The following is a 24,215-nucleotide window of genomic DNA, read 5'->3' on the forward strand; positions in this document are numbered from 1 at the left end:
CAGCTCCGGCCATGATCTTGTTCCACGTCGCGCCCGCGCTGTAGCAAGTCGTTCGAAGAATGCAGCTCGTGCGACTTAGCCAATGTTACGGGAAACCTTGTTGATTCCCGACGACTTTTGCTTCGCAGTATTTCCCGCAATTTTTAGTTGTCATGTGCCGTGGCGCAGCGACTTCGCTGCGTGATTTGGTCGCACCGCCGCGTGCCTCTCTTATTTCGTAGCTATTCGCCGCGTCGGCGCCGCAGTGCTCGTGGGCGCCATCGGCGACAGCGAGAAAGTCAGCCACGTGTTCCAGCCAGCCGGCCGATTTTCTGCGGCAAACTCGCCGTACCCTTTCAGGTTCAGATATCCCTGCATGTCGCCGACCGGAAACAGGTATCCGATCTGAGGACCGACTCCCACCACGCGCGACCGGAAACCACCCAGGATCGGGGGCTGGCCGAAATCGTCCGTGATCTGTTGGTAGTAGTAGCCGACCGCCCCGACGAAGAGCTGCTTCGAGAGAAACTGCGAAGCGCCCCAATCGATGTGGAAATCGATGCCACTTTGGTACTGCGTGTCAGGGTTCTTGAAATTGTAGGTAAACCCGGCAACCGCCGAAAATTCGTGCCCCAGTTTCTCATTGAAATAGGTGTAGCCACCGCCGCCGTCGATCGCGCCGTGACCGATGCCAAGGTTTGCAAGACGATTTGCAGAGTATGCGCCAACCGGAATGTCGCCGGTCAAATAGGTCATGAAATTGTGGACGCCAGCGTTCCACTTCAGCGTCACCTGCGGATATAGGTCGCCGATGGAGGAGACCGAATCGGAGAGGGTGCCGGTGCGTGTTGTCGCAAAGGGCCCAACTGCCGTTGTCAGCGTTCCATCGAGCGCTGCAGCGGATCGGCCAAACAGGCCGGTCATGCCGATCGCCAATTGTCCGCCGAGCACCGGCGTCGCGAACGTATAGGTTGGGTTGAGCAAGACAAGATCCGCCTGCGCGTTTAGACGCAGACTCAAATCGACATTGACGTTAGCGGGGATCCGGCCGACGCGAACTTCTCTTGCCGCGGCTGCGTTACCGAAGGCGGACACGGTCGTGTGATAGTAGACCTCGGCCATCGACCAGCCCGGGACCGCGGGGACTGCCGCGAGGCTGCTGAAACGCCCCGGAAGCCAGTACGAGACGCCGTCCTCGTCGGCATACGCAGCGTCGGACAAGAATCCGGCCATCGCCGTAGCCAGGCCGAAAGCTGCGCGGATGAGCCGATAACGAGACTTTGGTTCGGAGATGCATCGCGTCATTTGCTTGTCGTCCCCGCCAGCAAATGACAGTGTATCAACCCGCGATAGAATGTCTCGCTCTATGGTACTGTACCCTCAGATTTGACACTCGATGTTGCTCTGAAGGCACTCAAGCCCGCCGCTTATTGCGAGGACCGGGAGAAATACCGACAGCACGGTTGACCAGAAAGAAGGCCTGTAGCGTTTGAGAGGGAGGGATATATGTCGAAGCTCGTTGGTATCGTCCTGGCTCTGGCCGTCGGCAGTTCGGGAAGTAGTCTCGTGGGATCTCCCGCACGCGCGATCGAGGAGACGCCGCAGGTCATGCTGGCTGCCCAGATACGCATGCAAGGCAATGATTGCGGCAAGCCGCTCAGTGCAGTGAAGGACGCGAAGCGATCGAAGCCCGACCACGAGGTCTGGGTTCTCAAATGCAGCAACGCGACCTACAGAGTAAGCCGCGTCCCCGATATGGCGGCGAAGGTGGAGCGGCTCCGATAGCGTTTCCAGCTTCGCTCGTAAACGACATGCTACTTGCGAAGATCATTTTCCGTTCCTCACCCGATAGCGTCGGCTATGGGCCCCCACCGTACGAGTGGCCACTAGACTGATGGATCGCAGACCGCACCAGGTTCGCACCAGAAACAACCTCAACAAGGCTCCGTGCATCTCATTTGAGGCTTATCGTGATCGCGCTGACGTTGGCCGCGAGTTCGAGGCCAGCCTTGGGTCCCCGCAGAACCATGTTCACGCCCTTCTCGTTGCGCAGCTGGACGCCGTTGGCGCCGCCGACGAGGGCAAAGCCGCCGCCGACAGAGCTGTAGGTGCCGGCGAAATCGCTGACGTCGCGGATGCCTGAGGCCCAGCCGTCGAGCCGGCCAACGGTGGCTCCGGCGGTGATGCCGACGCTCATGCCGGTGATTTTGAACGGATAGGTCTTGCCGCGATAGGTCAGCACGCCGCTGCCGGCACCGCCGCCGACCAGGAGGCCGGCTTTGACGATCCTGGCGTGGACGTGCCCGGCGGCCTGCGCGAAGGATTGCGTACACGGCGCGACAAGGGCGAGCGCCAGCACGACGACCGCGGCGACGGGAGATGCGCGCCCTCGCAGCATCATTCGCCGTTCAAGGGTTTTGCGGCATCGACCTTTTTCCAGGTCTGATCGGGATTGAACAGCGTGGTACGCGAGGCGACGAAATCGGTTCGGCTGCCGAGATCCTTCTCGTAGACGGTGCCGGCATGGTTGACCAGGAAGGTCTTCACGCCGGAATTGCCGTATTCCGCAGGCCACGCGATCAGCGCGAAACCGCCGATCATCTTGCCCTTGACGACGTAATTGAGCGCGCCGCCGGGCGCGTCAGGGCCTTGTCCCTTCAAGATGTGGAAGTAGTAGCCATGATACGGTGCAGGACCGGCATCGCCGGCGCGATAGCCCTCCTTCGAAGCCTCGGCCACGAGCGCGCCGAGCGGGCTCGGATCGCTGTCGTCGCGCCAGAACAGGCCGTCTTTCTTGCCGGGTGAAGAGACGATGCGCTGCGCGTAGACGCCGGCGCCGTCGCCGCGATCCTTGTCGGCATACTCGTTCTGGGCATCGACAAAAGCGAGCGCGGTCTGGATCGCATCGAGCTCGTTGCGGCCGATGCGGCGGCGAAGCACCTCGATGCGTCCCTCGTCGGTGTCGAACTCCCAGCCGGTCCTGGTGTTGACCAGCGGAATCGGGAACGGGAAATCGTCCTGCCCCAGTAACAGGGTCGCGGTCTTATTGCCCTCGGCCTTGATGCCGTGCTTGGCGTCATACATGGACACGAAGCGCTGGCGTATGTTGTCGTCGGCAACCTCATCGCCGGAGAAGACGAGGTCCTCGGCTGCCTTGCCGAGCACCTTCAGGATATCGCGCGGTCCGCTCTTGACCGCGGCCGCAAGTGCCGTAGCTGCGTCCTCCGGTGTCTTGTAGGATTGCTGTGCCTGTGACGCGGAGCCAAGCAGCGCCAGGGCCATGATGCCCGGCAACAAGGCACGACGAAACGATGTCAGACCTGTCATGGCGTCACCTCCGCAGGAATCCTCTCACCGTCGGCGATCCAGTCGCGGTAAGTGCGGAATTTCAGACCAAGCTTCTCGTAATAAACCCGCAGATACCCGTCGCTGCCGCGCGTCACAGCGTTCGGCGCAACTTGTTCGACCTCCTGCGCCATGACGCCGACATAGGCCTTGTCACTTCCGATATAGCTGAAGCGATAGTAGCCGAGCCCATTACCGAGATGGCCAAGCAGGACGACATCATGCTTCAGCGCCATGTCCGAGCGCCGGCCGCCGCCGCCGCCTCCGCGGAAGCCGCCTCCGCCGCCACCGCGGAATCCGCCACCACCGCCCATCGACATTCCGCCGCCGCCACGGCCGGCCATGCTCGGTCCGCCACCGCCGCGCGGCATGCTCGCCATGCTGGATCGTCCACGCGCCGACGCCGCGGCCGCGGAGCGGCCGGACGAGACGTTCATCGCGCTGCCGCGATTTCCACCGCCGCCGCGGTTGGCCGCACCGCCGCCGGCGCGATTTGCAGCCTTCGCACGATCACCGCCGCCCTTGGTCCGGTTGCCGGCACCCTTGGCGCGATCACTCGCAGCGGCTCGATCGCCGCCGCCCGGCCGGTCTCGCGTACCTGCACCGGCGCGATCACCTGCTCCCGAACGATCGCCGCGGTCTCCAGCGCGGTCTCCGGCCCGGTCACCCGCGCGATCTCCCGCACCCTGGCTCGGACGCAGCACCTGATTGCCGTCACGGCCTCGGAAATCCATTCGATCCGACGCGCCGGCTTTCAGATTGTTGTTGCCGAAACGCTGCTGAACGTTGGTGTTGTTGTAGCGCACGCCCTGACGATGTGCCGGATTGTGCTGCCAGCCGTTGCCGACGTTGGTGGTGCGATGATTGACGTAGACGTTACGGTTACCCCAGTTGCAGCCGCCGCCCCAGTAATTGCCCCAGCGCCCGATCGCCCAGGCGGTGCCGAAGGCAATGCCGGCCGCCACCATGCCGGCGCCTATATAGGATGGGTAGCCCCAGTAATAGGGCGGGTACTCCGCATAGGGCCAGCCGCCATAGACCGTCGCGGGATCGTAATACGGCACGTACATCGCCGAGGGATCGGCCTGCTGGATGACGACGACCTGCTTGCCCTCCTGAGACTGGACGCTGACCTTCTGCTGCTTTGTCGTGACCAGCTTCTTGTTGTCGTAGGCCTTGTTGCGCAGGCGTTGGATCGCATCCATCACGTCCGCCTGCTGCGCGAGGAAGGCGTCACCGAGCTTCTTGGTCCATTCGAGCTGGTCGCTCATCATGGTCAGGACGTCGGCGGTGCTGCTGAGCGCCTTGACGCTGTCGTCCCAGGCTTGCTTGTCCACCTGGGTCTTCAGCGCATCGCCCTTCAGAGCCTTGTTCTGCTTCAACCAGCGGTCCGCTTGCACAACTTCGAGCGGATAGGTCGAGGCCGCCAGCACGTTGGCAAGCAGTTCGTCGGGATAGAGCGCGATCGGCGCGACCAATGCCTCAAGCTGCTCAGGCTTCAACAGGTCTGCGGTCGGAGCTGGCGGAGTGGCGGGCTGGGCCTGTGTGCTCGGCGACACCGGCGCTGGGGTCTGCGCCGTCGCTGCAACGGGAACCGCAACGACCAATGCAAGCGCCATAAAAGTCTTACAGCAGCGAAACATCACTCCCTCCATTGCACGTTCGAGCGGGAGGATCGGGCTGGCCGTCAGACGTTTGTTGATCGAGATCAATGAAATGGCGTCACGCCTTCGGCGTGCCGCCATGATGGTTTCAGCTATCTGCGCATGATCGGGAGCCGGATCGTGAAAAGCGCCCCACCTGAGGATCGGTTCGCGGCAGAGATCGTGCCGTCATGGGCCTCGATGATCGTCCTGGCGATCGCGAGCCCAATACCTATCCCTTGCGGCTTGGTGGTGAAGAACGGATCGAAGACCTTCGCGAGATCGGAGGCCGCGATTCCCGGACCAGTGTCGGCGACTCTGATCTCGGCGTGGGCGCCGGCCCGCACGGTGCTCACGCTAACCTCGCGCTTGACCATTTCCGCATCCGAGATCGCGTCCATCGCATTGATGACCAGATTGAGGATGACCTGCTGGAGCTGGACCGGGTCGCCCTTGACGTGAAGATCAAGGAGGACCGGCATGAAGGTCAATGCGATCCTCCGTCCGTTGGCGAGGGCAACGACAAGCCCAATCGCGTCCCGCACTGTCGCGTTGAGCTCGATATCCCGGACCTCGAACGGCGTCTTCCTCAGAACGCTGCGCAGCCTGCGGATCACCTCGCTCGCCCGCTGATCGTCGCGCCTGATATCGGCGAGGATCTCGCCGATCTCCTCCAGGTTGGGCGAGGCGCCCTTCAGCATGAGCTCTGCGGTTTCGGTATTGGTGAGGATCGAGCCGAGAGGCTGGTTCAGCTCGTGCGCGATCGAGGCCGTCAGCTCGCCGGCAGCCGCATAACGGTTGACGTGGGCAAGCTCGGCAAGTCGCTGGCGCGATTCGACCTCGGCACATTGGCGGCGCCTGCGCTCGTGCAGCAGACCACCGATCAGGCCGCTCTGCACCAGGATCACGCTCGCCAACAGCAGCACCTGCCACCTGTACCTTTCCCAGAGCGTCGGCTCGCGGAACAGGATCGCACTGCCAGGCGGCAAATTGCCTTCACTGATGTCCCAGCGCCGCAGTTCCCGCCAATCGTATTTCGGTCGGGCAAATCCAATCGGCGCGTAGGTGATATCGACCGGCTTCTCGCCGCCAAGAATCTTTGTCACGGCGTCGACGGTCTTCGAGGTCGTTTCGGAGACGGAATGCATCGGACCTCCGACCGTGCTGCCGCCGAAAAACGGTTCCTGGTAGGAAAAGATCGGCACATTCGCGACGGCATGAAGGCTTTGCAGGGCGATGTCGCCTTCGTGCACGATGCCCGCGGCGTCCACCGACATCAGCCCCCAGAACAACACAGTATGCTGTGGAAGTACTGACGCACGCTTGAGGATATCGTCGAACGACAGGTCGGAGTACCAAACGAGGTCGATCCGGCCCTCCAGCGGCTTCAGCTCTCGTTTCACCTCCTCGATCCAGAACTTCTCCAGCGGCGAGGCACCGATCACGACGGCCACCGTCCTGGTATCCGGAAGGAGCTGGAGAATATTGTTGAACGCGGCCACGAAATCGTTGCGGACCGCCACGACGACGTCACGGTCGGTGAGATCAACAGGATTCACCAGCCGCTGCTCGACCACGGTCACGACGGTCGGTGTATCGGGAAACAGTTTCGCTCTATATTGCTGCACGAAGCGCGCGGCAGGTGCGCCGATGCTCACCACGATATCGGGCGGCGCACCCTGATAGAGCGAGCTGAGATATTCGACGAAAGGCGCTTCGGGACCTGGATTGTTGAAGCGTGACGTGAGCAACGTGTGCTCCTGGATGTCGAGCGGCCAAGGCGATTGCCGTTCGAGCTCGGCCTTGATGCTCCGCGCATATTCGCTCCAGGGTCGGAATTCCCGCCCGAAGGAATGCAGCAGCAGCACGCGCTTCAGCTCGCGATAGCGAGGTTCGGCGCCGGCCGGCCCAGATGGGGTGCATGCAGCGAGGATCAGGCCGAGCCACAGCATGATCGCCGTGGCCCGCCGGAACTTAACGGTCCGATTGGTCCCGCTCGCGCTCATCATCATTCCCGCGCGGGTTCGAACGCCGCTTTCCGGAGAAATTCTAGCGGGAATTGCATAGCGCCGCCAGCGTCCGCGCGACCGTAACTCGTCTCAGCAGCGCGTGACGATGCGTCCGTAAGCATCGACGACCTGAACGCAAGACGATCCATAATAGGCTCCGGCCGCGCCCGCCGCGACGCCCGCCCCGACCACCGCGCGCCGCGTCGTCCGCCGGGCCACACCGGCATAGCTCATCGGTGTCAGCGGCCGGCCCACCCTGGCCTCAGCCTCCGCAACGAAGCTGCGGTCGAAGACTCCGCCTGTGTCATTCCAGAACAGGCCGGCAGCAAAGGCGGTTGCCGCCGAAGTGCCGATCAACAGTTTCCGCAACATGATCATTTCTTGGCTCCTGAAGGTGTGCCGGGGGGAAGCTCGTCGAATTCGATCATCGCCGCCGAATCCAGTGTCACCTTGGTCGCGCCGGCGGGCACCTTGAACACGAAAGTGTCGGGATCGGCGAAGGCGTCGGTCTTCCAATCCTTGATGCGCAGCGTGTATTGCGGCGCACCGGTCAGCGTCTTGCTGGTGATCACGTATTTGCGGGGCACCGGACTGGCGCCGATCTCGATCCAGATCTGCCAGTCGGTGTCGGCTGTACGGAATGCCAGATGTTCGCACTCGACGCCGTCAACCACGCCGTGGCCGATATGCTTGCCCTCCGTCGCGGTCTGCACCAGTTCTTCGTACGCATTGGAGAGCAACAGATCGGTGCCTGGCATGGCTGCGCCCGACGATGCCTGAAGCGTGTCGATCACCTTGTCCACCGTGTCGGGCGCATCTGCCTGCATGTAGGACTTGGCGTCGTTACCGTAGAGCGACACCGTCTTGCCGTCATAGACCAGCTCGACGTCGGCGTAACCGCCGGTGCGCCTGACCCGCAACTTGTCGGGCCTGCTCAGCTTGAATTGCCCTGAGCTCGCGAACTGAATCTTCTGAAGCTCAGGTGTAATGATCTCAATATCGCTGTCGAACGAAGCCGACAGGGATTTCTGGCTCGCCAGATAATCGGCCATCGACTTGAGGATCTTCGCCGGGTCATCAGCGCAGGCCGGTGAAATGGCGGCGAGCAGCAAGGCCGTGCCGACTGCTCCAATTGCGGTTCGTATGGTTGCTGCTTGGCTCATGCAATCCTCCCGAGGTGACGGAATTCAACGCATCCTCTGCGCCGCATTGCTTGACATGAATCAAGCGAAGCGAGCCTGTCGCTATCTGGCGGGGCAGCGTTGATAGCGAATTTCCATATCTTCCATACCCGGAAACAAGCGAGCGAGACTGTTCGCATCCAGCTCTTTCAAACTGAATTGAACACTTGAAAGCATCATGTCGGTGGCGCAGCTAGCGATCAGGTTGACGTTCGCCCCGCTGTCTTTCCTTGTCTTGATACGGCAGCGCGCAAACTTGCCGATGATCTGGTCACCGTCGATGATGAAGCCGCCGCCATAGACATCCGACATGTCGGTAAAACCAAGCTGCGCGCCCTTGCGTTCAAACACCTTGGCGCAATTGTCGGCATCGCTGACCCACGCCCCGTTAAGGTCCAAGGCATCAGTGCGACCAGACATGAGTAGCAGCGAGACCAATATCGCGCCGAGCACCATTAAGAAATGATGTGAACTCATTCGATTGGCCTTTCTTGTGCCCTCAATGGCCGCCGCTGAACACCAGGGTCTGGATCGGAAGCAGTAACGCCTGGATGCGCAGCAAGAGTGCGTGGACCAGGCCGACGCCGTCGACGACATGCAGCGCGACCTTCCGGCTGGTCGGCGTATCCTTGGCCGAGATTTCCTCGTGATTGCTGGTGTAGGCATTGACGATACAGCTACTGCCCGGCGTTACGCCGTCGAGCCCGCCCTTGTAGAGCGGCTCGAGGAACACCAAAATCGTGCCAGGCCGGACGTTGTTCTGAGCCTCGATCAACTGCTCGCCGGACCGAAACTGTCCGGCGGCGATGTAATCCTGCACGGTCGTGATCACGAGGGGGATGATGACCCAGGGCTTCGAGATGCAGGTCGCCTCCGCCACCATACCTTCCTTCATCACTTGCGCTTCGATCTGGCCGAAGCCCGCCTGCAGCGCCTTGCGACCGGCGCCCTCCGGAACAAGCACGCCGGCCGGCCGCATCAATTGGTTGACGACGTCGCCGGGGCGAATAAGGAACTGCTCGACCCTGCCGTCCACGCCGGCGCGCACGAAGGTCTTGTCGAGGTCGACCTGGGCCTGATCGAGCGCGGCCTCTGCACTGGCTTTCTGCGCCGGCAACAAGGTGGATACCTGCAGCGAGGCGGATTGCCGCGCTGCCGTGGCCGCGTCCAGGCTGGACTGACGCTGATCGAGCAGCACCTGGAGCTTTTCGATGTCGCGCTGCGGAACGATTCCGGGATTGCGGCGCTGCAGCTCGGTCTTGACGTCGAGCTCGTCCTTGGCCTGCTGATAATTGGCCTTCGCCTCACCGATCTGCGCGTCGGCCTTGACGACCTCGGACTGCGCCGCCAGCACGGCTGCATCGATCTCCGCGATCTTTCGCTTCGCAGTCTCGTACGCGGCCTGTTGCTTCGAACTATCGAGCGTGAACAGGACGTCGCCCTTCTTCACGGGAGCGCTGAAGCCAACCTTGACGTCGGCGACGCGGCCCGAACCCTCGGGCAGGATCGGCACGGTCCGAAAATACAGTGTTGCCGACGACGTCGTCGGGTGGAAGTAAAAAATCATCGTGATCAGCGACACCGTCAGCATCAGGCAGCCGGTGATGCCCCAACGGAGCTCGTACCAGATCGAGAAGAAGGTGATCTCCTTGCCGAAGCGCTTGCCCTGGCCGTAGCGGCGGTAGAGATAGTCGGGCAGGATGGTGACGAGGGAGCAAATCATGAGCTCAAGCATGATCGCGCTCCTTCTCCCGCTCGGGACTGACCACCGGTGGACGCGTCGGGCCTGATTGCTCAGGCTCCTCTTCGTCAGGCGCCGCATCGGCGATCTTCTCAACGGAATTGGCGATGCTGCGCAACGGCGTGCCGAAATCTGGAATATCGATCATCGCGAGTAATAGCCCGGCAATCCAGAAGACGTGCATGTGCGTGAACAGCGAAATGATCCCAAGCACGGCGACGATCTCGAATTGCAGCTTCTGCGACTTGTGCGCCATACGCTCCGGCAGGCTGTGTAGGCGCCAGTAGAGCGTGCCGACCCACAGCACGGTACCGATCAGGAACACGCCCATCACGACCATCATCGTGTCGGTTCCGCTTCCCGGTGCGAGGTAGAAGGGAAGATGATGCGGGGCCATCGGATGAAGCTGCTCGCCCAATATAATCTCCCACAAGCGACCGAGCCGACCGCGGCCCGCTACGGTCACGATCATTCCCTGGCAGAGGGCAGCTCTTGATCTGGATCAAGGGAGCGTCTCCACCCGGACCTAGCCTTCCGTCAGCGCATAAGTGGACACACCCCAAAGCAGGGAGCCGTCAGTCATGTCCGGCCTCGATGATCTCATTCCCAATGCCACTCAGATTCGGAAGGAAGCAGCCCTCAAGGAGGCCGAGAAGGCCGACGCGTACGCGCGCGCCGCTGCGGCCGCCGAGGCGGAGAAACGCGCACTGATTGAACGGCTCAGTAAACCTTCCGGCAAGACCGAGGAGGAGAAAATCAAGCTGGCCTCGACCATCATCCAGCGTGCGGTGCGGAACGGCCTGACCGAGGTCCAGGTCTATCGTTTCCCCAACACGCTGTGCACCGACAAGGGCCGGGCCATCAACCAGATGGAAAAAGGCTGGGAGGACACGCTCACCGGCATTCCCAAGGAGATATTCCAGCTCTGGACCGACTACCTTAAGCCGCGCGGCTATCGCATCGCGTATCAGATCATCGACTTTCCCGGCGGCGTACCGGGCGATATCGGCATCGTCATCTCCTGGGGGGATTGAGTGCCGCTCGAACTGGTGAGAGGACCGGATGGCAAAGGGCGAGCCCGCGGAGCGGATGAAGCGGAAGGACTATGAGAAGCAATTGGAGAAGCTCCAGGTCGGGCTTTGCCATCTTCAGGAATGGGTCAAGGCCCAGAAACTAAAGGTGATCATCATCTTTGAGGGCCGCGACGCCGCTGGCAAGGGCGGGACGATCAAGGCATTGACCGAGAAGGTGAGCCCCCGCGTGTTCCGCGTCTGCGCCCTGCCCGCGCCCTCCGACCGGCAGAAGTCCCAGCTGTTCATGCAACGCTATATCGAACAATTTCCGGCCGGAGGCGAAATCGTAATCTTCGACCGCAGCTGGTACAACCGCGCCGGCGTCGAATATGTCATGGGCTTCTGCTCGCCCACCGAGCACAAGCGTTTCCTGGAATTGTGCCCTCTGGTCGAGAAATTCGCGGTGGACGCCGGCATCGTCCTGATCAAGCTGTGGCTGGAGGTCGGGATGGAGGAACAGGAGCTTCGCTTCCAGGCGCGCATCGAGGATCCGCTGCGACAATGGAAGCTGAGCCCGATGGATACCGAGTCGTTCGGCCGCTGGTACGACTATTCCCGCGCGCGCGACATGATGTTCGAGGCGACCGACACCAAGCATGCGCCGTGGCGACTGATCCGCTCCGACGACAAGCGGCGCGCGCGCCTCAACGCTATCTCGCATATCCTGCAGACCATTCCCTACAAGAAGATCAAGCGGGAGAAGGTCAACCTGCCTTCGCGGTCGCATAAGGGACGCTATAACGACCAGGCCAGCCTGCGTGGTCTGAAATTCGTTGAAGAGCGATACTGAAACGCCCTGGATCCCGAAATGAAACGGGCTGCGGTGGCGCGGCCCGTTTTGTTGTGAGCCCGTTTGCTCTGCCTATTTCAGACGGATCGTGACGCCGCCGACTGCAGCCGAGACTTCCGCCCCGATCTTCGGACCACTGAGTTGAAGAATCACGCCATTGGCGTTCTGCAGCTGCACGGCACCTGCACCCGCTGCGACGGCCCCGCCTGCTCCGCCCACAGCGTAGGAACCTTCAATCGATGCCGGCCCTCTGAGATTGAGGGCCCGACCCACGAACTTGGTCGTGGAGGCACCGATTGTGAAGCCCACGCTCATGCCAGAGACAGTGAACGGATACTTCTTGCCCCGGTACAGCAACACGCCCTCGCCGCCACCGACGCCGACGATGAAGCCGCCCTTGGTGAAGACGACGGCGACCTGGCCGGTGTCGGCACGCGATGGCGTGCTGAAACCGGCAACGACGGCGAGCGAGGTAGCTAGTACGGCGCCGATAGCAAGCTTTCTCATGATGTCACTTTCCCTTTTGATTTGTTGCGTCGGCTATTGAGCCAGGATCATTGCGAAATAGCCGAACACGGTGAGCAGGATGCCCGAGACGGCATAGGCGACCGGGAATCCGATCCAGGGTACCGTGCTCTGGATTTCGACTGCCGCTTCACGACATGGCCCGGAATGCGACCGAGCGCCGGCAACGCCGCCCATCAGCACGGCCGGGTTGATCTTGAAGACATGGAAGCCGATCGCCCAGACGATGAATGGAGGGATCGTGCAGGCGATGAAGCCGGCGATGAATATCTTCAAGGCAATCGCGCCGGTGAGTTGCGCCAGGAGTCCGGCACCGGCATTGATGCCGACGATGGACACGAAGACGACGAGCCCGAGATCCTCCAGCACGTTGCGCGCCGCGTTCGGCGTGTTGCCGAAGAAGCGCAACCGCGACACGATCGAAGATACGATCACGCCGGACAGCAACAGGCCGCCGGCATTGCCGAGGCCGATCTTGGCACCGAACGCGGGGAATTCGATCCGGCCGATCAGGAATCCGAGGATCATGCCCACGGCCAGCGTCAACAGGTCGGTCGACGTGTTGGTCCGCGCAATGCGTCCCCACATCTCGCCGAGCTCATTGACGGCCGACTTGAGGCCGACCACCGAGACGATGTCCATCCGCTGCAGTTCGGTCTTGAGACCGGCGGCCAAAGGTACACCACCACGCTCGACCTTGGTGACCTGCAACTGGCCGGCGATCGCCGTGTCGCGGAAGGATTCAAAGGTCCGTCCGACCATCTCCTTGTTGGTGACAAGAATATCCGCCTGATCCATGGGAATGCCGAGCGCCGCGGTATCGGCCACCTCGGGCCCGATCAGGCCCATCTTGTCGGTGAGATGCTCGGTCGTGCCGCCGAGCGCGACGACGTCGCCCTTTTGCAGCACCAGATCGGGATCGGCTCCCTGTGGCTCGCCACCGCGCGCCACGTTGACGATGCGGTACTCCGGATGGATCGAACGGAACTTGGCGATGCTCATGCCGACCTGCGCCGGATTTTCCAGTCGATAGGCACGCAGACCGAACTGCCGATAACCGGTCAGGCCGCCGCCCTCGAGATCCTTGACGCCAAAATCCTTCTCGTACTTTTTCGCCGCCGCCTTGGCATCGATGCCCCACCAGCGCGGCAGGTATTTGCAGATCAGGATGATGCCGACGGTACCCCAGATGTAGGTGATACCGTAGGATAGCGCGATCATGCCCGTCGCATCCTCGGGCTTCATGCCTTCAGGCAGCTTGACGACACCCGAGGTGATGGCCTGTTCAGCCGAGCCGATCGCAGCCGACATGGTCTGCGAGCCCGCTAACATGCCGCCGGCGGCGCCAGTCGGGAGATCGAAAAGCTTGGCGAACATGACGACCAGCGCGAGGCCGAGAACGCTCGACACCACCGCCAGGAACACGAACTTGATGCCGTCTCCCCTCAAACTGTTGAGGAAGGAAGGCCCGACCCGCAAGCCGACACCGTACATGAAGAGATAGTAGAACAAGCTCTTGGTGAAATTGTTCAGCTCGAGCTTCACGCCGTAGCTCGAAGACCAGACCGCAAGCCCGGCGCCCACGACGATGGCACCGGCGACCATACCGAGGCCATAGCCCTTGATGCTGGCCCGGCCGATATAAACGGCGAGCCCGACGACGAAGAACAGCAACAGATACGGATTCTGCTGCAAGAATGTAAAGAACGGCTGCATGGTCGTCCCCTCTAACGGATTATGACGCGGCCTTGAGCTTCGGCGTTGCCGTCGGCTTTGGTCTGCCGAGCTTCGCCAAGGCTTCGGTGCGCACCAGCTTCAGCCCCTCCTTGGCGTCGTAGCCATGGATCTCCTTCACATCGAGCTTGCGCATGAAGTCGATCGTCTCCTGGGTGATGACCTGCCCCGGCACCATGATCGGGAAGCCCGGGGGATAGGGAATCACGAAATTGGCGGAGACGAGCTCGGGCCCGGCCTTCAGCCGCCGGTCGATCTCGGGATCGTTGAGGCGAATGTGCTCACAGCCCACCACGTCATAGGCGGCGTAGAAGCCGCTGCGGATGTCGCCTTCATTGGTCTTGGTGCCGGCATCGCCGCGGAAGCTCGGATGGAAATGCGAGAAGTTCGGCAAGTCAGGCACGTCGGTCATCAAGCTCTTGACCCGGGCTTCGAACGTCTTCTTCGCGTTGGCGCCGCCTTGCGCGAGTCCGCGATCGACCTCGCCCGCGATCTCGGCAAGGACGCGGATCAGATGCGCGACGTCGCTGCGGGTGTTGTTGATGTTGGACTGCACCAGCACCGAGTTGCGTGAGGTCTTGTTGACCTGGATGTTGTACTCGTTGGCGAGGATGCCCTTGAACTGGGTGCCGTCGTAGCCGGCCGTGCCGCACACCAGCGTCATCCGGGTCGGATCGAGGCAGAACTCGTCCTCGTCCAAACTCTTCAGCGTATTCGCCCAGTTGACGCCCGGTGCGAGATAATCGGTGAAACCGCTCTGGCGGTACTGCGCCGGCACCATGACGTCGGCGCCAAGAATGCGGAAATACTTCGAGAGCAGCGGGTTGTTGTTGACGGCGTGGCGGATGGCGAGCGCGATCTCCATCGCATTGGCGACGAGGCCATACCCTTCCAGCTCCATCTGACGCCGCGAGATGTCGAGGCTGGCGATGAGCTGCTGGTTCGGGCTTGTCGAGGCGTGAGTAAAGACGGCCTCCTTGAACTGCTGCTCGACGGTGTGGAATTCGACGTCCTTGACCGAGAGCATGGAACCCTGCCGGATCGCCGACATCGATTTGTGGGTCGAGTTGGTCTGATAGACGCGCAACCGGATCTGGCGCGGATCTGGAATCAGCCGTGTCTTGAGCAGCGCGTCATCCGACGGAGTCTTGCCGAGCTCGGCCCGCTGCTTCTCATAGGCCGCGACCGACTTCGGATCGTGCATCCAGGCCTCGATCTCGTTGGCGGCCCCCATGGCTGTGCGCCGGCGCAGGAAGGGCGAGAAGCGCGCGAAGCCGAACCAGGCTTCATCCCACAAGAAGATCAGGTCGGGCTTGATGGCGAGGCATTCCTCCATCACTCGGCGGGTGTTGTAGATATGGCCGTCAAAGGTGCAGTTGGTGAGGTCCAGCATCTTGACCCGCTCAAGCCGGCCGTCGGCCCTGGCGCTAAGCAGCGCCTGCTTGATCGTCTTCAGCGGTACGGCGCCGTACATCGAATATTCGGTCATCGGGAAGGCTTCGACGTAGAGCGGCTGAGCGCCGGCGAGCACCATGCCGTAATGATGCGACTTGTGGCAGTTGCGATCGACAATCGCGATGTCGCCCGGCGCAAGCAGCGCCTGCACCGCCATCTTGTTCGAGGTCGAGGTGCCGTTGGTCACGAAGAAGACACGATCAGCGCCGAGCGCGCGCGCTGCCTTCTCCTGCGCCTTCTTGATGTTGCCGGTCGGCTCCAGCATGCTGTCGAGGCCGCCCGTGGTCGCGCTGCTTTCGGCCAGGAACAGGTTCGGGCCGTAGAATTCGCCCATGTCGCGGATCCAGTCCGACTTGAAGATGGATTTGCCGCGGGCAATCGGCAGCGCGTGGAACGTCCCGATCGGGCGCTGCGCGTACTTCTTCAGATTGTCGAAGAACGGCGTATCGTAGCGATCCTGGATGCCTTCGAGGATCGACAGATGCAGCTCCAGAAGTTCCTCAACCGAATAGAAGATGCGACGGACCACGCTGGCTTCGGGGTTTCCGGCGAGCTCCTCGACGTCGCGATTCGAGATCATGTAGAGATCGAGCTCGGGCCTGACACGCTTGATGATCTGGGCAAGCCGCAGCGCGGACGCGTCGGACTCGTCGTTGAGGCCTGCCGTGGCCGTGATCGAGCGGAGCACCGGCGCGTTATGCCGCGAGCGCAGTCCAAATCCCTCGTTGATGATGACAGCGCCGATGTTGGGATTGAGCATCGTCGCACAGAAGGCGTCTTCGAGGCTACCGACGATGACCGGCTCATAAATGAAAGCATCGACCGGGCGCCGCAGCTTGCGCCATTCGGCAGCGAGCGCCGGCCATTGGCCTGGAGATACCCCGGTGACGATCAGGGTCTCGAAATAGGGCCTGCGTGTCGTATGCGCACCAAAGGTCGGTGGGACCAGCTCGGGCACATCGCCATTGCCTTCGTCCTTCGCGCTCCAGTCGCCGGCATGCTGGCGGAAGGATCGCGTCGCCAACGCCTGGGTGATCCGGGTCGCAAGGGCAAGCGATGTTGCCCCATCGCCGGCGGCCGCCGCTTCACGCAGCGCCGCCATCAATTGCAGGCCGGGATAGCCGTGAAACTCCTCGGTGACCGAGAGATCTGCCAGTGCTGCATCGTATTTTGCTCGGTCGCCGCCGCGAGCCCACGTCTTCGCAGCGTCGACAAGATCACGCCAATCGTCTGCCCGTGCCCCCGGGCCCGAAAAGAACTGATCAATGCGCTTCTGTGTGGGCTTGGCGTCTTTGGACATGCGTCTCTCCCGATCCCTGAGGCGAAGGTTGATGCGGGATCGTGGGTGCGGCGCCGGATGCACCATTGATCCAAGTCAACGGTCGCGCCATTCTGAGCAGGCCGCGATCGCTGCGATGCCAGTTGCATCGCAACACGGAGCCGCTATGGCGTTCGCCTGCTCGAAGCGTGCTGGTCGTCGCCCAAAACGGCATCCAGCGATCGCAGCCATTGGCCGCTGTCGGTCTTTTCAGCCAATCCTTCCGCCCGCAGCAGGTCCCGCAGTTGCGCATGCGCGCCGACGATGCAGAAGCTGGCGTGGCGGAGCGCGAGCTCATCGTTGAGGTCGCGCAGCATGCGCGCGCCAGCGAGATCAATGTAGGGCGACGCCGAGAGGTCGCAGACTACGAGGTGGAGGCGCGGCGAGTTCCGCAGTGCGACCAGCACCGTGTCCAGGATCGTCTCGGCATTGATGTAGAGCAATGAGGCTTCCGGGCGAAACGCAATGACGCCGACCAGCGGCTCGACATCATCGTGCCGCGCGCTGTCGGAGTAGCGACCGCTTCCCGGCAGCCGGCCGAGAAATGCCACGTTCGGCCGCGAGGCTCGCGCGAGCAGCAGGAAGATCGACGCAATCGAGGCCAGCAATACGCCCTGGAGGATGCCGAGCAGCAGCACCGACACCAGGGCAATGGCAGCGGCATAGAAGTCGATCCGGCTGACTTGCCACATCCGCAGCAGCGCGCGGAGGTCGACAAGCCTGTAAACGGCCGCAAAGACGATGGCCGCCAGCACCGCCTTCGGCAAGTTGGTCAACAGCCCGGTGAAGAACAGAAGGCATAGCCCAAGCGCCACCGAGCAAATCACCAGCGCCAGCGGCGTTCGTGCGCCGGCATTGTCATTGACGGCCGATTGCGACAGTCCGCCGGCGACGGGGTAGCCATGGCCAAAGGCGGTCGCGAGGTTCGCGGCGCCCAGCCCCAGGAACTCCTGCCGGACGTCGAGGGAATAGCCGTGCTTGGCGGCAAAGCTGCGGGCGGCAGAGACACCTTCTATGTAAGCCAGTAGGACGCATCCGGCGGCGAGCGGAAACAGCTCGTCGAACTGCAGAAGCCCGAATGCCGGCATCCCCAATCCCGGCAAACCCTCGGGGATCTTTCCGGTGACGGGCACACCAAGCGCCGGCAGGCCGAGCAGCGTTGCCACGACGATCGCGAGCGCCACGATCGTGATGCCGACCGGCTTGCCCGGCAGAAGCCGCTCGCCGAGCAGGAGGAGCAATAGCGCGACTGCGCCGATGGTCAGCACCAGAATGTCGATATGTCCGAGTTGCCCTGCCAGCTTGAGGGCACGATCGAAGAAATTGTGCCCGCCGCCGGCGACACCAAGCAGGCTCGGCAACTGGCTCATGATGATGGTAAGCCCGGCACCGGCCTTGAACCCGATCAGGATGCTGTCGCTGACGAGGCGAACCAGCACGCTGAGCTTGAACAGCCACGCGATGAAACAGAGCACCGCCACCGCGAAGGCTGTGAGACTTGCGATCTGTACATAGCGCGCTGCATCTCCACCGGCGAGTGCACCGACGCTGGCGGCAATCATCAGAGAGATCGCAGACGTCGGACCAATCGCAAGTTGCCGTGACGAGCCAAACAGAGCGTAACCGATGCCGCCGAGCATGTAGCCGTAGACGCCGATCTGGGGCGGCAAGCCGGCCAGCGCGGCATAGGCGAGCGAGACGGGAATCGCGTAAGCGGCGAGCGTGATGCCGGCGACGGCGTCGGAAGTCAGCCACTCGCGTCGATAGGCGGCGAGCCATTGCGCCGGCGGAAAGAGCCGGGTCCAACTCCGCTCGGGCGAGGCCTTCATCACGTCGCCTCGCGATGCGGCGTCTCGCATCGCAGCAGAACGATCAGCAGCGCGACCACGGGAATGGCGAGCGCGAGATCGGGAATGCCCTTGGTGGCGAAGGCGCCGACGGCTGCGCCAAAGCCGAACACCGCACACAGAGCGAAAAAGATACCGGACCGGCGCAACGTCCCTGGCGCCGCGCCTCCGGACGCAACCGCAAAAATCGTCTCGATCGCCTGGCGCATGTTGCCGGTGATCATCACCGTGCTGCAGATCGTGCCCTCGACCTTGCTAAAGGCCGCGGCCTGCATGGCGGCGACGACCGATATGCCGAGCGTGCCGGCGAGATCCGGCAGCCGGTTGTGCAGGATGCCTATCGCGATCAGCAACAGGATCTCGAGCAAGGTGCTGATTGCGCCGGCTCGCTCGCCGACGATGCGGCGCAGCCATGCCGCGATCACGATTCCGACCGCAAACGCCAGGATCGGAGGCACGAAGTGAAGTGCCTTCGGCCAGTCGCCTGCGGTCGCATAGACCCAGAGGAAAATCAGGTTGGCGGTCTGGGCGTTCGCCATCACGCCGTGGATGATCCAGGTATAAGCGTCGATAAAGCCGCCGGCAAAGGCGAGCAGCAAAACGATCTCGACCGTCTCGTCGCGGCGGATCGCGCCAGAGGCGACCTCCATAATACTCATGGCGGCAATGCGGGCTGGGGCAGGTTTCGCATGCCGTGATTGGCCGCGCCTTGTCGCCGGCAAGGCTTGATCTGGATCAAGAAACCGTCCGCGGTCACCAATCAAATCGGTGGCAGCTGCCGGGGGAATGCGATCATGGATACCGTCAGGTGGATCATCACCGCCGCACCGGAAATCTTTCTGTTGCTGGCAATCGCAATCGGCACCCTTCTCGGGCGGATCAGGTTGCGCGGTTTCGCGATCGGCACCACGGCCTGCATTCTGATCGTCTCAGTCCTGATCGGACAACTCGGGACCTTCACGTTCCCGTCCCTGCTGCGCGTGATCCTGTTCAGCCTGTTTGTGTTCACAATCGGCTACCGGTCCGGACCGGAGTTCTTTGCCTCGCTCAGCATGCGTACGCTGGCGCAGGTCGCCATGGCGCTCGTGCTCGGAGGCACGGGGCTTGCTATCGTGCTCGCATTTGCCTTCAGCTTTCAGCTTGATCCCGGCACCGCGTCCGGTATCGCCGCGGGGGCACTGACCCAATCCTCGGTGATCGGAACCGCATCCGGCGCGCTGGCTCAGCTTGGCCTGCCGAGCGACGTGTTGAAGCAGCAGGAAGCCAATATCGCCGCCGGCTATGCCGTGACCTACGTGCTTGGCTACATCGTGACCCTGCTCTTCGTGCCGTTTGTCGCGCCGAAACTAATGAGGGTCGACCTGAAAACCGAAGCGAGGAAGCTGGAGGCGGAGCTTTCAGGCGGTGAAGCGCCATCGACCGAGAATTTTGCCTACCGAAAATTCCAGGCCCGTGCCTATCTCGTCTCGACCGCAGCGGGCCGAACCGTCAAGTCGCTCGAGGAAGACCTCGGCAGCCGCACTGTGGTCGAGCGCATTGTCCGCCAGGGCGTGGACGTCGAGCCTCATCTGGATACGACGCTCGAAGCCGGCGACAACATCGTCATCACGGGACGAACCGCAGCCATCGTTGCGGCCAGGCCGATCATCGGCGCCGAGATCGACGCGGACGAGATCATCAAGGCGATCCCTGGCAACGTGGTCGAGGTGCTGGTCGACAACCGCCAGCTTCACGGGCGCTCCATCAAGGACGTGGCCGAACGCGTTGGCGGCAATGCGCGCGGCGTGTTCCTGCGCGCATTGACCCGGATGGGTCGCGAAGTGCCGCTGAGCCCTGATACGCGAGTCTATGTCGGCGACGTCATGACCCTGGTCGGCAGCACGCGCAACATCGAGCGGGCTGCCGCAAATGTCGGCCAGATCCTGCGCGCCGGCGACCGCACCGATGTCGCCTTCCTTGCCACCGGGATCGCGGTTGGCCTCCTTGCGGGCCTCGTCAGCGTCAAGATCGGCAGCGTCGCACTGACGCTCGGCGGCGGCGGAGGCGCGCTGATTGCGGGTCTGGTCTGCGGGTGGCTCCGCTCGCGCCGTCCGACCATGGGCGCGCTGCCACCCGCCGCGCAGCAGATATTGAGCGATCTCGGTCTCGGCGGCTTCATCGCCGCCATTGGGCTTGGCAACGGCGCCGCCGCCTGGGCCGCGATCCAGGCGCACGGGATGCTGCTGGTCGGCATGGGCCTTGTCATTACGCTGGTGCCGCTGATCGTCGCGACGCTCTTCGCCCGCTACGTGCTGCGCATGAATCCGGTCGTGACCTGCGGTGCACTGGCCGGGGCCATGACCGTCGATGCCGCGGTCACTGGTGCATGCGAGGTCGCCGAGAGCCAGACGCCTGTGCTCGGGGTTGCCGTGCCTTACGCGGTCGGCAACGTGGTCCTGACCGTGCTCGGTCCAATCATTGTGGCAGCCACCTACACCGGCTGAGGGGAGCGCTCATGCGTCCTATTCACCTGTTGCGCTGGCTGACCGCAGTTCTCGTGGCCGTCGCTGCGGCCCCCACCGCCCGCTCCGCTGATACGACGGAGACAATCCGCATCCAGGAAGAGATTTGGGCTCTGCCCCTGCCCTTGCCGATGTTCGCCTATGTCGTCCGGCCGGTCGGCAATGGTCCCTTCCCGCTGGTGATCATGAACCACGGCGTCTCGCTCGATGCGAAGGAACGCAGCTTTTTCCCGCTGGTGGAATTCCGTGATGCAGCGAAATGGTTTGCCAAACGGGGCAGCATGGTGGTGGCACCAGTCGGTTCAGGCTACGGCGCCGCCGCGATCGACATACCCGAGCGCGCGGTATTCGGCCCGTTCTTCTCCAAGATTGGCAAGTGCACCAACCCCAATTTCCATGACGCAGGTCTTGCGGTCGCTCAAGTCGATCTCTGGATCATCGATTACCTGGCAGCCGAGAAGCGCATCATACCGAAGGACGTCATCGTCGTCGGACAGTCTGCCGGTGGCTGGGCCTCGATCGCCCTGTCTAGCGTCAACCCGCCGCAAGTCAGGGCGGTCATCATCTTTGCCGGAGGCCGCGGTGGCCGCGTCGGCGGCAAGCCGAACAACAATTGCGCGCCCGACAAGCTGATCGAAGCGACAGCTGATTTTGGCCGGACGTCGCGGGTGCCGATGCTGTGGATCTATATCGAAAACGATACCTTCTTCGGCCCCGACCTGTCGAAGCGAATGCATGAGGCCTTCACCGCGGCGGGTGGCAAGGCCGAGTACCATTTGGTGCCGTCGTTCGGCAGCGAAGGACATTTCCTGATTGGCTCACCTGACGCGATTCCGATCTGGTCGCCGCTGGTGGCGAAGTTTCTCGACGCGCAGAAATAAGCGCGCAAGTGCCGATCCCAGAGGTGCATCCATGACCAATGCTAGTCATTGCCTGTCGATCCTGCTGATGGCCCTGCTTGCCACCCCTGCGGCCCCCGGCATCGCCTCGGCAAAACAGAAACCCCAAACCGCCACGACCGCCGAAGCCCCACGTGGTCAGCGCGAGGCAAAGGACATCACCTACGGCGATTGGAAAAAGCTCTGCTTCAAAGCGGGTGGCGCGCCCCTGCTTTGCCGGACGTCGATCACCGGCAGCTTTGCGACCGGACAGCTGGCAGTGCGCATAGACCTGATCGAGCGCGAAGGAGACAAGAGGGCGCGATTACAGATGTTTGTCCCTGTTGGCATGTACCTGCGGCACCCTGCCAAGCTGAGCGTCGATCAGGGCGGCACCTATCGGGTGCCGTATAGCTGGTGCGTGACCAATGCCTGCATAGCCGCGGATGTTGCCGACCCGAAGCTCATTAAGGAGATGGAAGCCGGAACGAGGCTCGTGCTGGAGGTCGTCGATTCCAATCTTCTGAATCTGACAACCGCGCTGCCGTTGGCAAGGTTTGCGTCCGTTCGCAATGGTGCGCCGGCGCAGACGCTGGAGCAGGATCTCGAAGAATAGCAAGACCGGCAGCTCGGGGCGCGCTTGCACGGATCTTCATCGTGTTCACTTCGTTGCTCCATCGACAAACTGCGTGCAGTCGCAGCAAATATCGCGACGAGCTACAGGCGCGGCACGGCAGCGATTTGTCGATTAATCGTTCCGGCGAACCAGGCCGGCTTCTTGATTCATATCAATGGTTGTCTCACCGCTTCGAAATCAACTGTCCTCGATGTCACCTCCAGACGGGAGATCAACATGCGGTTGTGGGTCATAGCGGCGATCGTCAGCCTTACGCCGGTTTCGGCTTTCGCCGTGTCCGACTGTCGGGTCACAGGCAATCCATCGGTATTCGGTGTCGACATGACTGCCTATGTCGCAATCAAGTCCGGCGAAACATGCAATTTCCCGATCCGAATTCCAGGCATAATGAACAACGCGGGCGTTGCCAGCAAGCCTGCACACGGGATATTGAAACAGCTCAACATAACGACTTTCAGATACACCGCGAAATCCGGATACAGGGGCAATGACACCTTTGCGATATATGGCGAAGGCAAAGGTCCGTTCGGCTCGGGCAGATCGGTCATCACAGTGAACGCAACCGTCGAATAGCGGTGAAGCAGTGCGCGCACAACGCGACCATACAACGTCGTTGGTTGCGATGCGCTACGCCATCCATCAAGCGGCGTGAGGATCGCGTGTCCTGCACACGGTCAATCTCGAAAGACCCAGCGCGCTCCAAAGAATACCTTGTCGCAAATCTTTTGTATTGTCCCTGGGAACACGGCTGTCCCGATGAGGGAAAGCTACTGAAATACCTACGGGCTCGCTAGGTTGACGTTCGCTTCGAGCAGTCCAAGACGTTCCGCGATGGAAACCAGTTCCGCCAGCGACCGAGCCTGCATTTTCTCCATCACCTGGTGACGGTGCGCCTTGATGGTTCGCTCGGTCGTTCCAAGATCGTATGCGATCTGCTTGTTGATCTTGCCGCGCACGATCAGGTCGAAGACCTGGCGCTCCCTTGGCGTCAGCAGGCCAAGCAGGGCACGCAGTCCATCGAGCTTGTCGCGCAGACTGCGAGCCTGGGATTGGTTCGCCAGCGCACGCTCGATCGCATCGATCAATTGCGCGGACGAGACAGGCTTGGTCAGGAAATCCTCGGCGCCGGCCTTGATCGCCCGCACGGTCGTCTGGGTATCGGCATGGCCAGTGAGAAAGACGATGGGAAGCGATGACCCCCGCTCGAGCAGGCGGCTCTGAAGCTCAGGTCCACTCAATCCCGGTATTTGCACATCGAGCAGGATGCATCCCTGCTGTTCGTTTCTAGGCAGACACTCCAGCAGATCCAGAGCCGATGCATAGGTCGCCACTTCAAATCCGGCAAGCTTCAGCCGCCGCTCGATGGCCGTCCGAAAAGATGCGTCGTCATCCACGACGTAGACGAAGCGAGACAATTCCGAACTCCCGATAACGACAACTTTCGGCAAAACAAATTTCCAATTAACAACAACCCCTGCTTCTCATTCCGTGCACGAAATTGCGCGGCCTGTCCTTTGGTACAATGTCCGTTGGAACAATGTGAGAAACCTCACCTTTAT

General features: G+C 62.1%; 23 protein-coding genes. 7 read left to right on the plus strand and 16 right to left on the minus strand.

All coding sequences use genetic code 11. From position 1 onward, the window contains the following. Positions 1 to 210: 210 nt before the first annotated feature. Entirely contained in the window at positions 211 to 1,284 is a 1,074-nt protein-coding gene (locus tag AC066S_RS11935) for a SphA family protein (RefSeq protein ID WP_478269744.1), read from the minus strand. A 201-nt stretch (positions 1,285 to 1,485) separates the two neighbouring features. Between AC066S_RS11935 and AC066S_RS11940 the strand changes: the two genes are divergently transcribed. Further along, positions 1,486 to 1,764, plus strand: a complete 279-nt coding sequence (locus AC066S_RS11940) for a hypothetical protein (RefSeq protein WP_167772156.1) — start codon at positions 1,486 to 1,488, stop codon at positions 1,762 to 1,764. Between the two features lie 169 nt (positions 1,765 to 1,933). Here AC066S_RS11940 and AC066S_RS11945 read toward each other — a convergent pair whose 3' ends face one another. From AC066S_RS11945 to AC066S_RS11985, 9 genes are all read right to left on the minus strand, one after another. After that, positions 1,934 to 2,380, minus strand: a complete 447-nt coding sequence (locus tag AC066S_RS11945) for a hypothetical protein (RefSeq protein WP_478269745.1) — start codon at positions 2,378 to 2,380, stop codon at positions 1,934 to 1,936. Then, the gene (locus AC066S_RS11950) at positions 2,377 to 3,306 is read right to left on the minus strand and encodes a DUF2950 domain-containing protein (protein ID WP_478269746.1); all 930 of its coding nucleotides are present in this window, start codon (positions 3,304 to 3,306) and stop codon (positions 2,377 to 2,379) included. Before AC066S_RS11950 ends, AC066S_RS11945 begins: the two co-directional genes overlap by 4 nt. Further along, complete coding sequence (locus AC066S_RS11955) at positions 3,303 to 4,967, minus strand: DUF3300 domain-containing protein (RefSeq protein WP_478269747.1); 1,665 nt, start codon at positions 4,965 to 4,967, stop codon at positions 3,303 to 3,305. Before AC066S_RS11955 ends, AC066S_RS11950 begins: the two co-directional genes overlap by 4 nt. 113 nt (positions 4,968 to 5,080) lie before the next feature. After that, positions 5,081 to 6,973, minus strand: a complete 1,893-nt coding sequence (locus tag AC066S_RS11960) for an ATP-binding protein (RefSeq protein WP_126259928.1) — start codon at positions 6,971 to 6,973, stop codon at positions 5,081 to 5,083. A 93-nt stretch (positions 6,974 to 7,066) separates the two neighbouring features. After that, positions 7,067 to 7,354, minus strand: a complete 288-nt coding sequence (locus tag AC066S_RS11965; protein ID WP_126259929.1) for a hypothetical protein — start codon at positions 7,352 to 7,354, stop codon at positions 7,067 to 7,069. Beyond that, on the minus strand, positions 7,351 to 8,088 hold the full coding sequence (locus AC066S_RS11970) for a DUF2092 domain-containing protein (protein WP_478269748.1): 738 nt from the start codon (positions 8,086 to 8,088) through the stop codon (positions 7,351 to 7,353). Before AC066S_RS11970 ends, AC066S_RS11965 begins: the two co-directional genes overlap by 4 nt. A 132-nt stretch (positions 8,089 to 8,220) precedes the next feature. Further along, positions 8,221 to 8,634, minus strand: a complete 414-nt coding sequence (locus AC066S_RS11975; protein WP_478269749.1) for a hypothetical protein — start codon at positions 8,632 to 8,634, stop codon at positions 8,221 to 8,223. Positions 8,635 to 8,656: 22 nt separating this feature from the next. Then, positions 8,657 to 9,892, minus strand: coding sequence for an HlyD family secretion protein (locus AC066S_RS11980; RefSeq protein ID WP_478269750.1), 1,236 nt, complete (start codon positions 9,890 to 9,892; stop codon positions 8,657 to 8,659). Further along, entirely contained in the window at positions 9,885 to 10,295 is a 411-nt protein-coding gene (locus AC066S_RS11985; protein ID WP_478269830.1) for a hypothetical protein, read from the minus strand. Before AC066S_RS11985 ends, AC066S_RS11980 begins: the two co-directional genes overlap by 8 nt. Before the next feature lie 184 nt (positions 10,296 to 10,479). Between AC066S_RS11985 and AC066S_RS11990 the strand changes: the two genes are divergently transcribed. Next, complete coding sequence (locus AC066S_RS11990; protein WP_126259938.1) at positions 10,480 to 10,932, plus strand: hypothetical protein; 453 nt, start codon at positions 10,480 to 10,482, stop codon at positions 10,930 to 10,932. A 28-nt stretch (positions 10,933 to 10,960) separates the two neighbouring features. Then, positions 10,961 to 11,761 carry a polyphosphate kinase 2 gene (gene ppk2, locus AC066S_RS11995; RefSeq protein WP_126259940.1) on the plus strand — a complete coding sequence of 267 codons (801 nt, stop codon included), beginning with the start codon at positions 10,961 to 10,963 and terminating at the stop codon, positions 11,759 to 11,761. Positions 11,762 to 11,833: 72 nt separating this feature from the next. Here ppk2 and AC066S_RS12000 read toward each other — a convergent pair whose 3' ends face one another. The 5 genes from AC066S_RS12000 to AC066S_RS12020 form a co-directional block, all read right to left on the minus strand. Then, entirely contained in the window at positions 11,834 to 12,268 is a 435-nt protein-coding gene (locus tag AC066S_RS12000) for a hypothetical protein (RefSeq protein WP_126259941.1), read from the minus strand. Positions 12,269 to 12,301: 33 nt separating this feature from the next. Next, entirely contained in the window at positions 12,302 to 14,002 is a 1,701-nt protein-coding gene (locus AC066S_RS12005; protein ID WP_478269751.1) for an aspartate:alanine exchanger family transporter, read from the minus strand. Positions 14,003 to 14,021: 19 nt separating this feature from the next. Next, on the minus strand, positions 14,022 to 16,775 hold the full coding sequence (locus AC066S_RS12010; protein WP_478269752.1) for a decarboxylase: 2,754 nt from the start codon (positions 16,773 to 16,775) through the stop codon (positions 14,022 to 14,024). Between the two features lie 143 nt (positions 16,776 to 16,918). Continuing rightward, positions 16,919 to 18,622 (minus strand): SulP family inorganic anion transporter, encoded by a 1,704-nt coding sequence (locus AC066S_RS12015; RefSeq protein WP_126259948.1) that lies wholly within the window; start codon positions 18,620 to 18,622, stop codon positions 16,919 to 16,921. Further along, entirely contained in the window at positions 18,622 to 19,299 is a 678-nt protein-coding gene (locus AC066S_RS12020; RefSeq protein ID WP_478269753.1) for a YoaK family protein, read from the minus strand. Before AC066S_RS12020 ends, AC066S_RS12015 begins: the two co-directional genes overlap by 1 nt. 135 nt (positions 19,300 to 19,434) lie before the next feature. Between AC066S_RS12020 and AC066S_RS12025 the strand changes: the two genes are divergently transcribed. The 4 genes from AC066S_RS12025 (at position 19,435) to AC066S_RS12040 (ending at position 23,229) form a co-directional block, all read left to right on the plus strand. Further along, positions 19,435 to 21,123, plus strand: coding sequence for an aspartate-alanine antiporter-like transporter (locus AC066S_RS12025; protein WP_478269754.1), 1,689 nt, complete (start codon positions 19,435 to 19,437; stop codon positions 21,121 to 21,123). An 11-nt stretch (positions 21,124 to 21,134) separates the two neighbouring features. Further along, positions 21,135 to 22,022, plus strand: a complete 888-nt coding sequence (locus AC066S_RS12030) for an alpha/beta hydrolase family protein (RefSeq protein ID WP_135170435.1) — start codon at positions 21,135 to 21,137, stop codon at positions 22,020 to 22,022. A gap of 31 nt (positions 22,023 to 22,053) precedes the next feature. Further along, positions 22,054 to 22,635 (plus strand): invasion associated locus B family protein, encoded by a 582-nt coding sequence (locus AC066S_RS12035; RefSeq protein WP_478269755.1) that lies wholly within the window; start codon positions 22,054 to 22,056, stop codon positions 22,633 to 22,635. A gap of 162 nt (positions 22,636 to 22,797) precedes the next feature. After that, the gene (locus AC066S_RS12040) at positions 22,798 to 23,229 is read left to right on the plus strand and encodes a hypothetical protein (RefSeq protein ID WP_478269756.1); all 432 of its coding nucleotides are present in this window, start codon (positions 22,798 to 22,800) and stop codon (positions 23,227 to 23,229) included. 206 nt (positions 23,230 to 23,435) lie between these two features. Here the strand turns inward: AC066S_RS12040 and AC066S_RS12045 are convergent, their stop codons facing one another. Further along, complete coding sequence (locus AC066S_RS12045) at positions 23,436 to 24,071, minus strand: response regulator transcription factor (RefSeq protein ID WP_126259960.1); 636 nt, start codon at positions 24,069 to 24,071, stop codon at positions 23,436 to 23,438. Positions 24,072 to 24,215 lie beyond the last annotated feature (144 nt).

It is taken from the genome of Bradyrhizobium sp. CFUWI (genome assembly GCF_056429085.1).

Bases quoted from the DNA above. Each gene is read 5' to 3' on its own strand.
- AC066S_RS11935 (WP_478269744.1), bottom strand. From the start codon at position 1,284: ATGACGCGATGCATCTCCGAACCAAAGTCTCGTTATCGGCTCATCCGC.
- AC066S_RS11940 (WP_167772156.1), top strand. From the start codon at position 1,486: ATGTCGAAGCTCGTTGGTATCGTCCTGGCTCTGGCCGTCGGCAGTTCG.
- AC066S_RS11945 (WP_478269745.1), bottom strand. From the start codon at position 2,380: ATGATGCTGCGAGGGCGCGCATCTCCCGTCGCCGCGGTCGTCGTGCTG.
- AC066S_RS11950 (WP_478269746.1), bottom strand. From the start codon at position 3,306: ATGACAGGTCTGACATCGTTTCGTCGTGCCTTGTTGCCGGGCATCATG.
- AC066S_RS11955 (WP_478269747.1), bottom strand. From the start codon at position 4,967: ATGTTTCGCTGCTGTAAGACTTTTATGGCGCTTGCATTGGTCGTTGCG.
- AC066S_RS11960 (WP_126259928.1), bottom strand. From the start codon at position 6,973: ATGAGCGCGAGCGGGACCAATCGGACCGTTAAGTTCCGGCGGGCCACG.
- AC066S_RS11965 (WP_126259929.1), bottom strand. From the start codon at position 7,354: ATGATCATGTTGCGGAAACTGTTGATCGGCACTTCGGCGGCAACCGCC.
- AC066S_RS11975 (WP_478269749.1), bottom strand. From the start codon at position 8,634: ATGAGTTCACATCATTTCTTAATGGTGCTCGGCGCGATATTGGTCTCG.
- AC066S_RS11980 (WP_478269750.1), bottom strand. From the start codon at position 9,892: ATGCTTGAGCTCATGATTTGCTCCCTCGTCACCATCCTGCCCGACTAT.
- AC066S_RS11985 (WP_478269830.1), bottom strand. From the start codon at position 10,295: ATGGCCCCGCATCATCTTCCCTTCTACCTCGCACCGGGAAGCGGAACC.
- AC066S_RS11990 (WP_126259938.1), top strand. From the start codon at position 10,480: ATGTCCGGCCTCGATGATCTCATTCCCAATGCCACTCAGATTCGGAAG.
- ppk2 (WP_126259940.1), top strand. From the start codon at position 10,961: ATGGCAAAGGGCGAGCCCGCGGAGCGGATGAAGCGGAAGGACTATGAG.
- AC066S_RS12000 (WP_126259941.1), bottom strand. From the start codon at position 12,268: ATGAGAAAGCTTGCTATCGGCGCCGTACTAGCTACCTCGCTCGCCGTC.
- AC066S_RS12005 (WP_478269751.1), bottom strand. From the start codon at position 14,002: ATGCAGCCGTTCTTTACATTCTTGCAGCAGAATCCGTATCTGTTGCTG.
- AC066S_RS12010 (WP_478269752.1), bottom strand. From the start codon at position 16,775: ATGTCCAAAGACGCCAAGCCCACACAGAAGCGCATTGATCAGTTCTTT.
- AC066S_RS12015 (WP_126259948.1), bottom strand. From the start codon at position 18,622: ATGAAGGCCTCGCCCGAGCGGAGTTGGACCCGGCTCTTTCCGCCGGCG.
- AC066S_RS12020 (WP_478269753.1), bottom strand. From the start codon at position 19,299: ATGAGTATTATGGAGGTCGCCTCTGGCGCGATCCGCCGCGACGAGACG.
- AC066S_RS12025 (WP_478269754.1), top strand. From the start codon at position 19,435: ATGGATACCGTCAGGTGGATCATCACCGCCGCACCGGAAATCTTTCTG.
- AC066S_RS12030 (WP_135170435.1), top strand. From the start codon at position 21,135: ATGCGTCCTATTCACCTGTTGCGCTGGCTGACCGCAGTTCTCGTGGCC.
- AC066S_RS12035 (WP_478269755.1), top strand. From the start codon at position 22,054: ATGACCAATGCTAGTCATTGCCTGTCGATCCTGCTGATGGCCCTGCTT.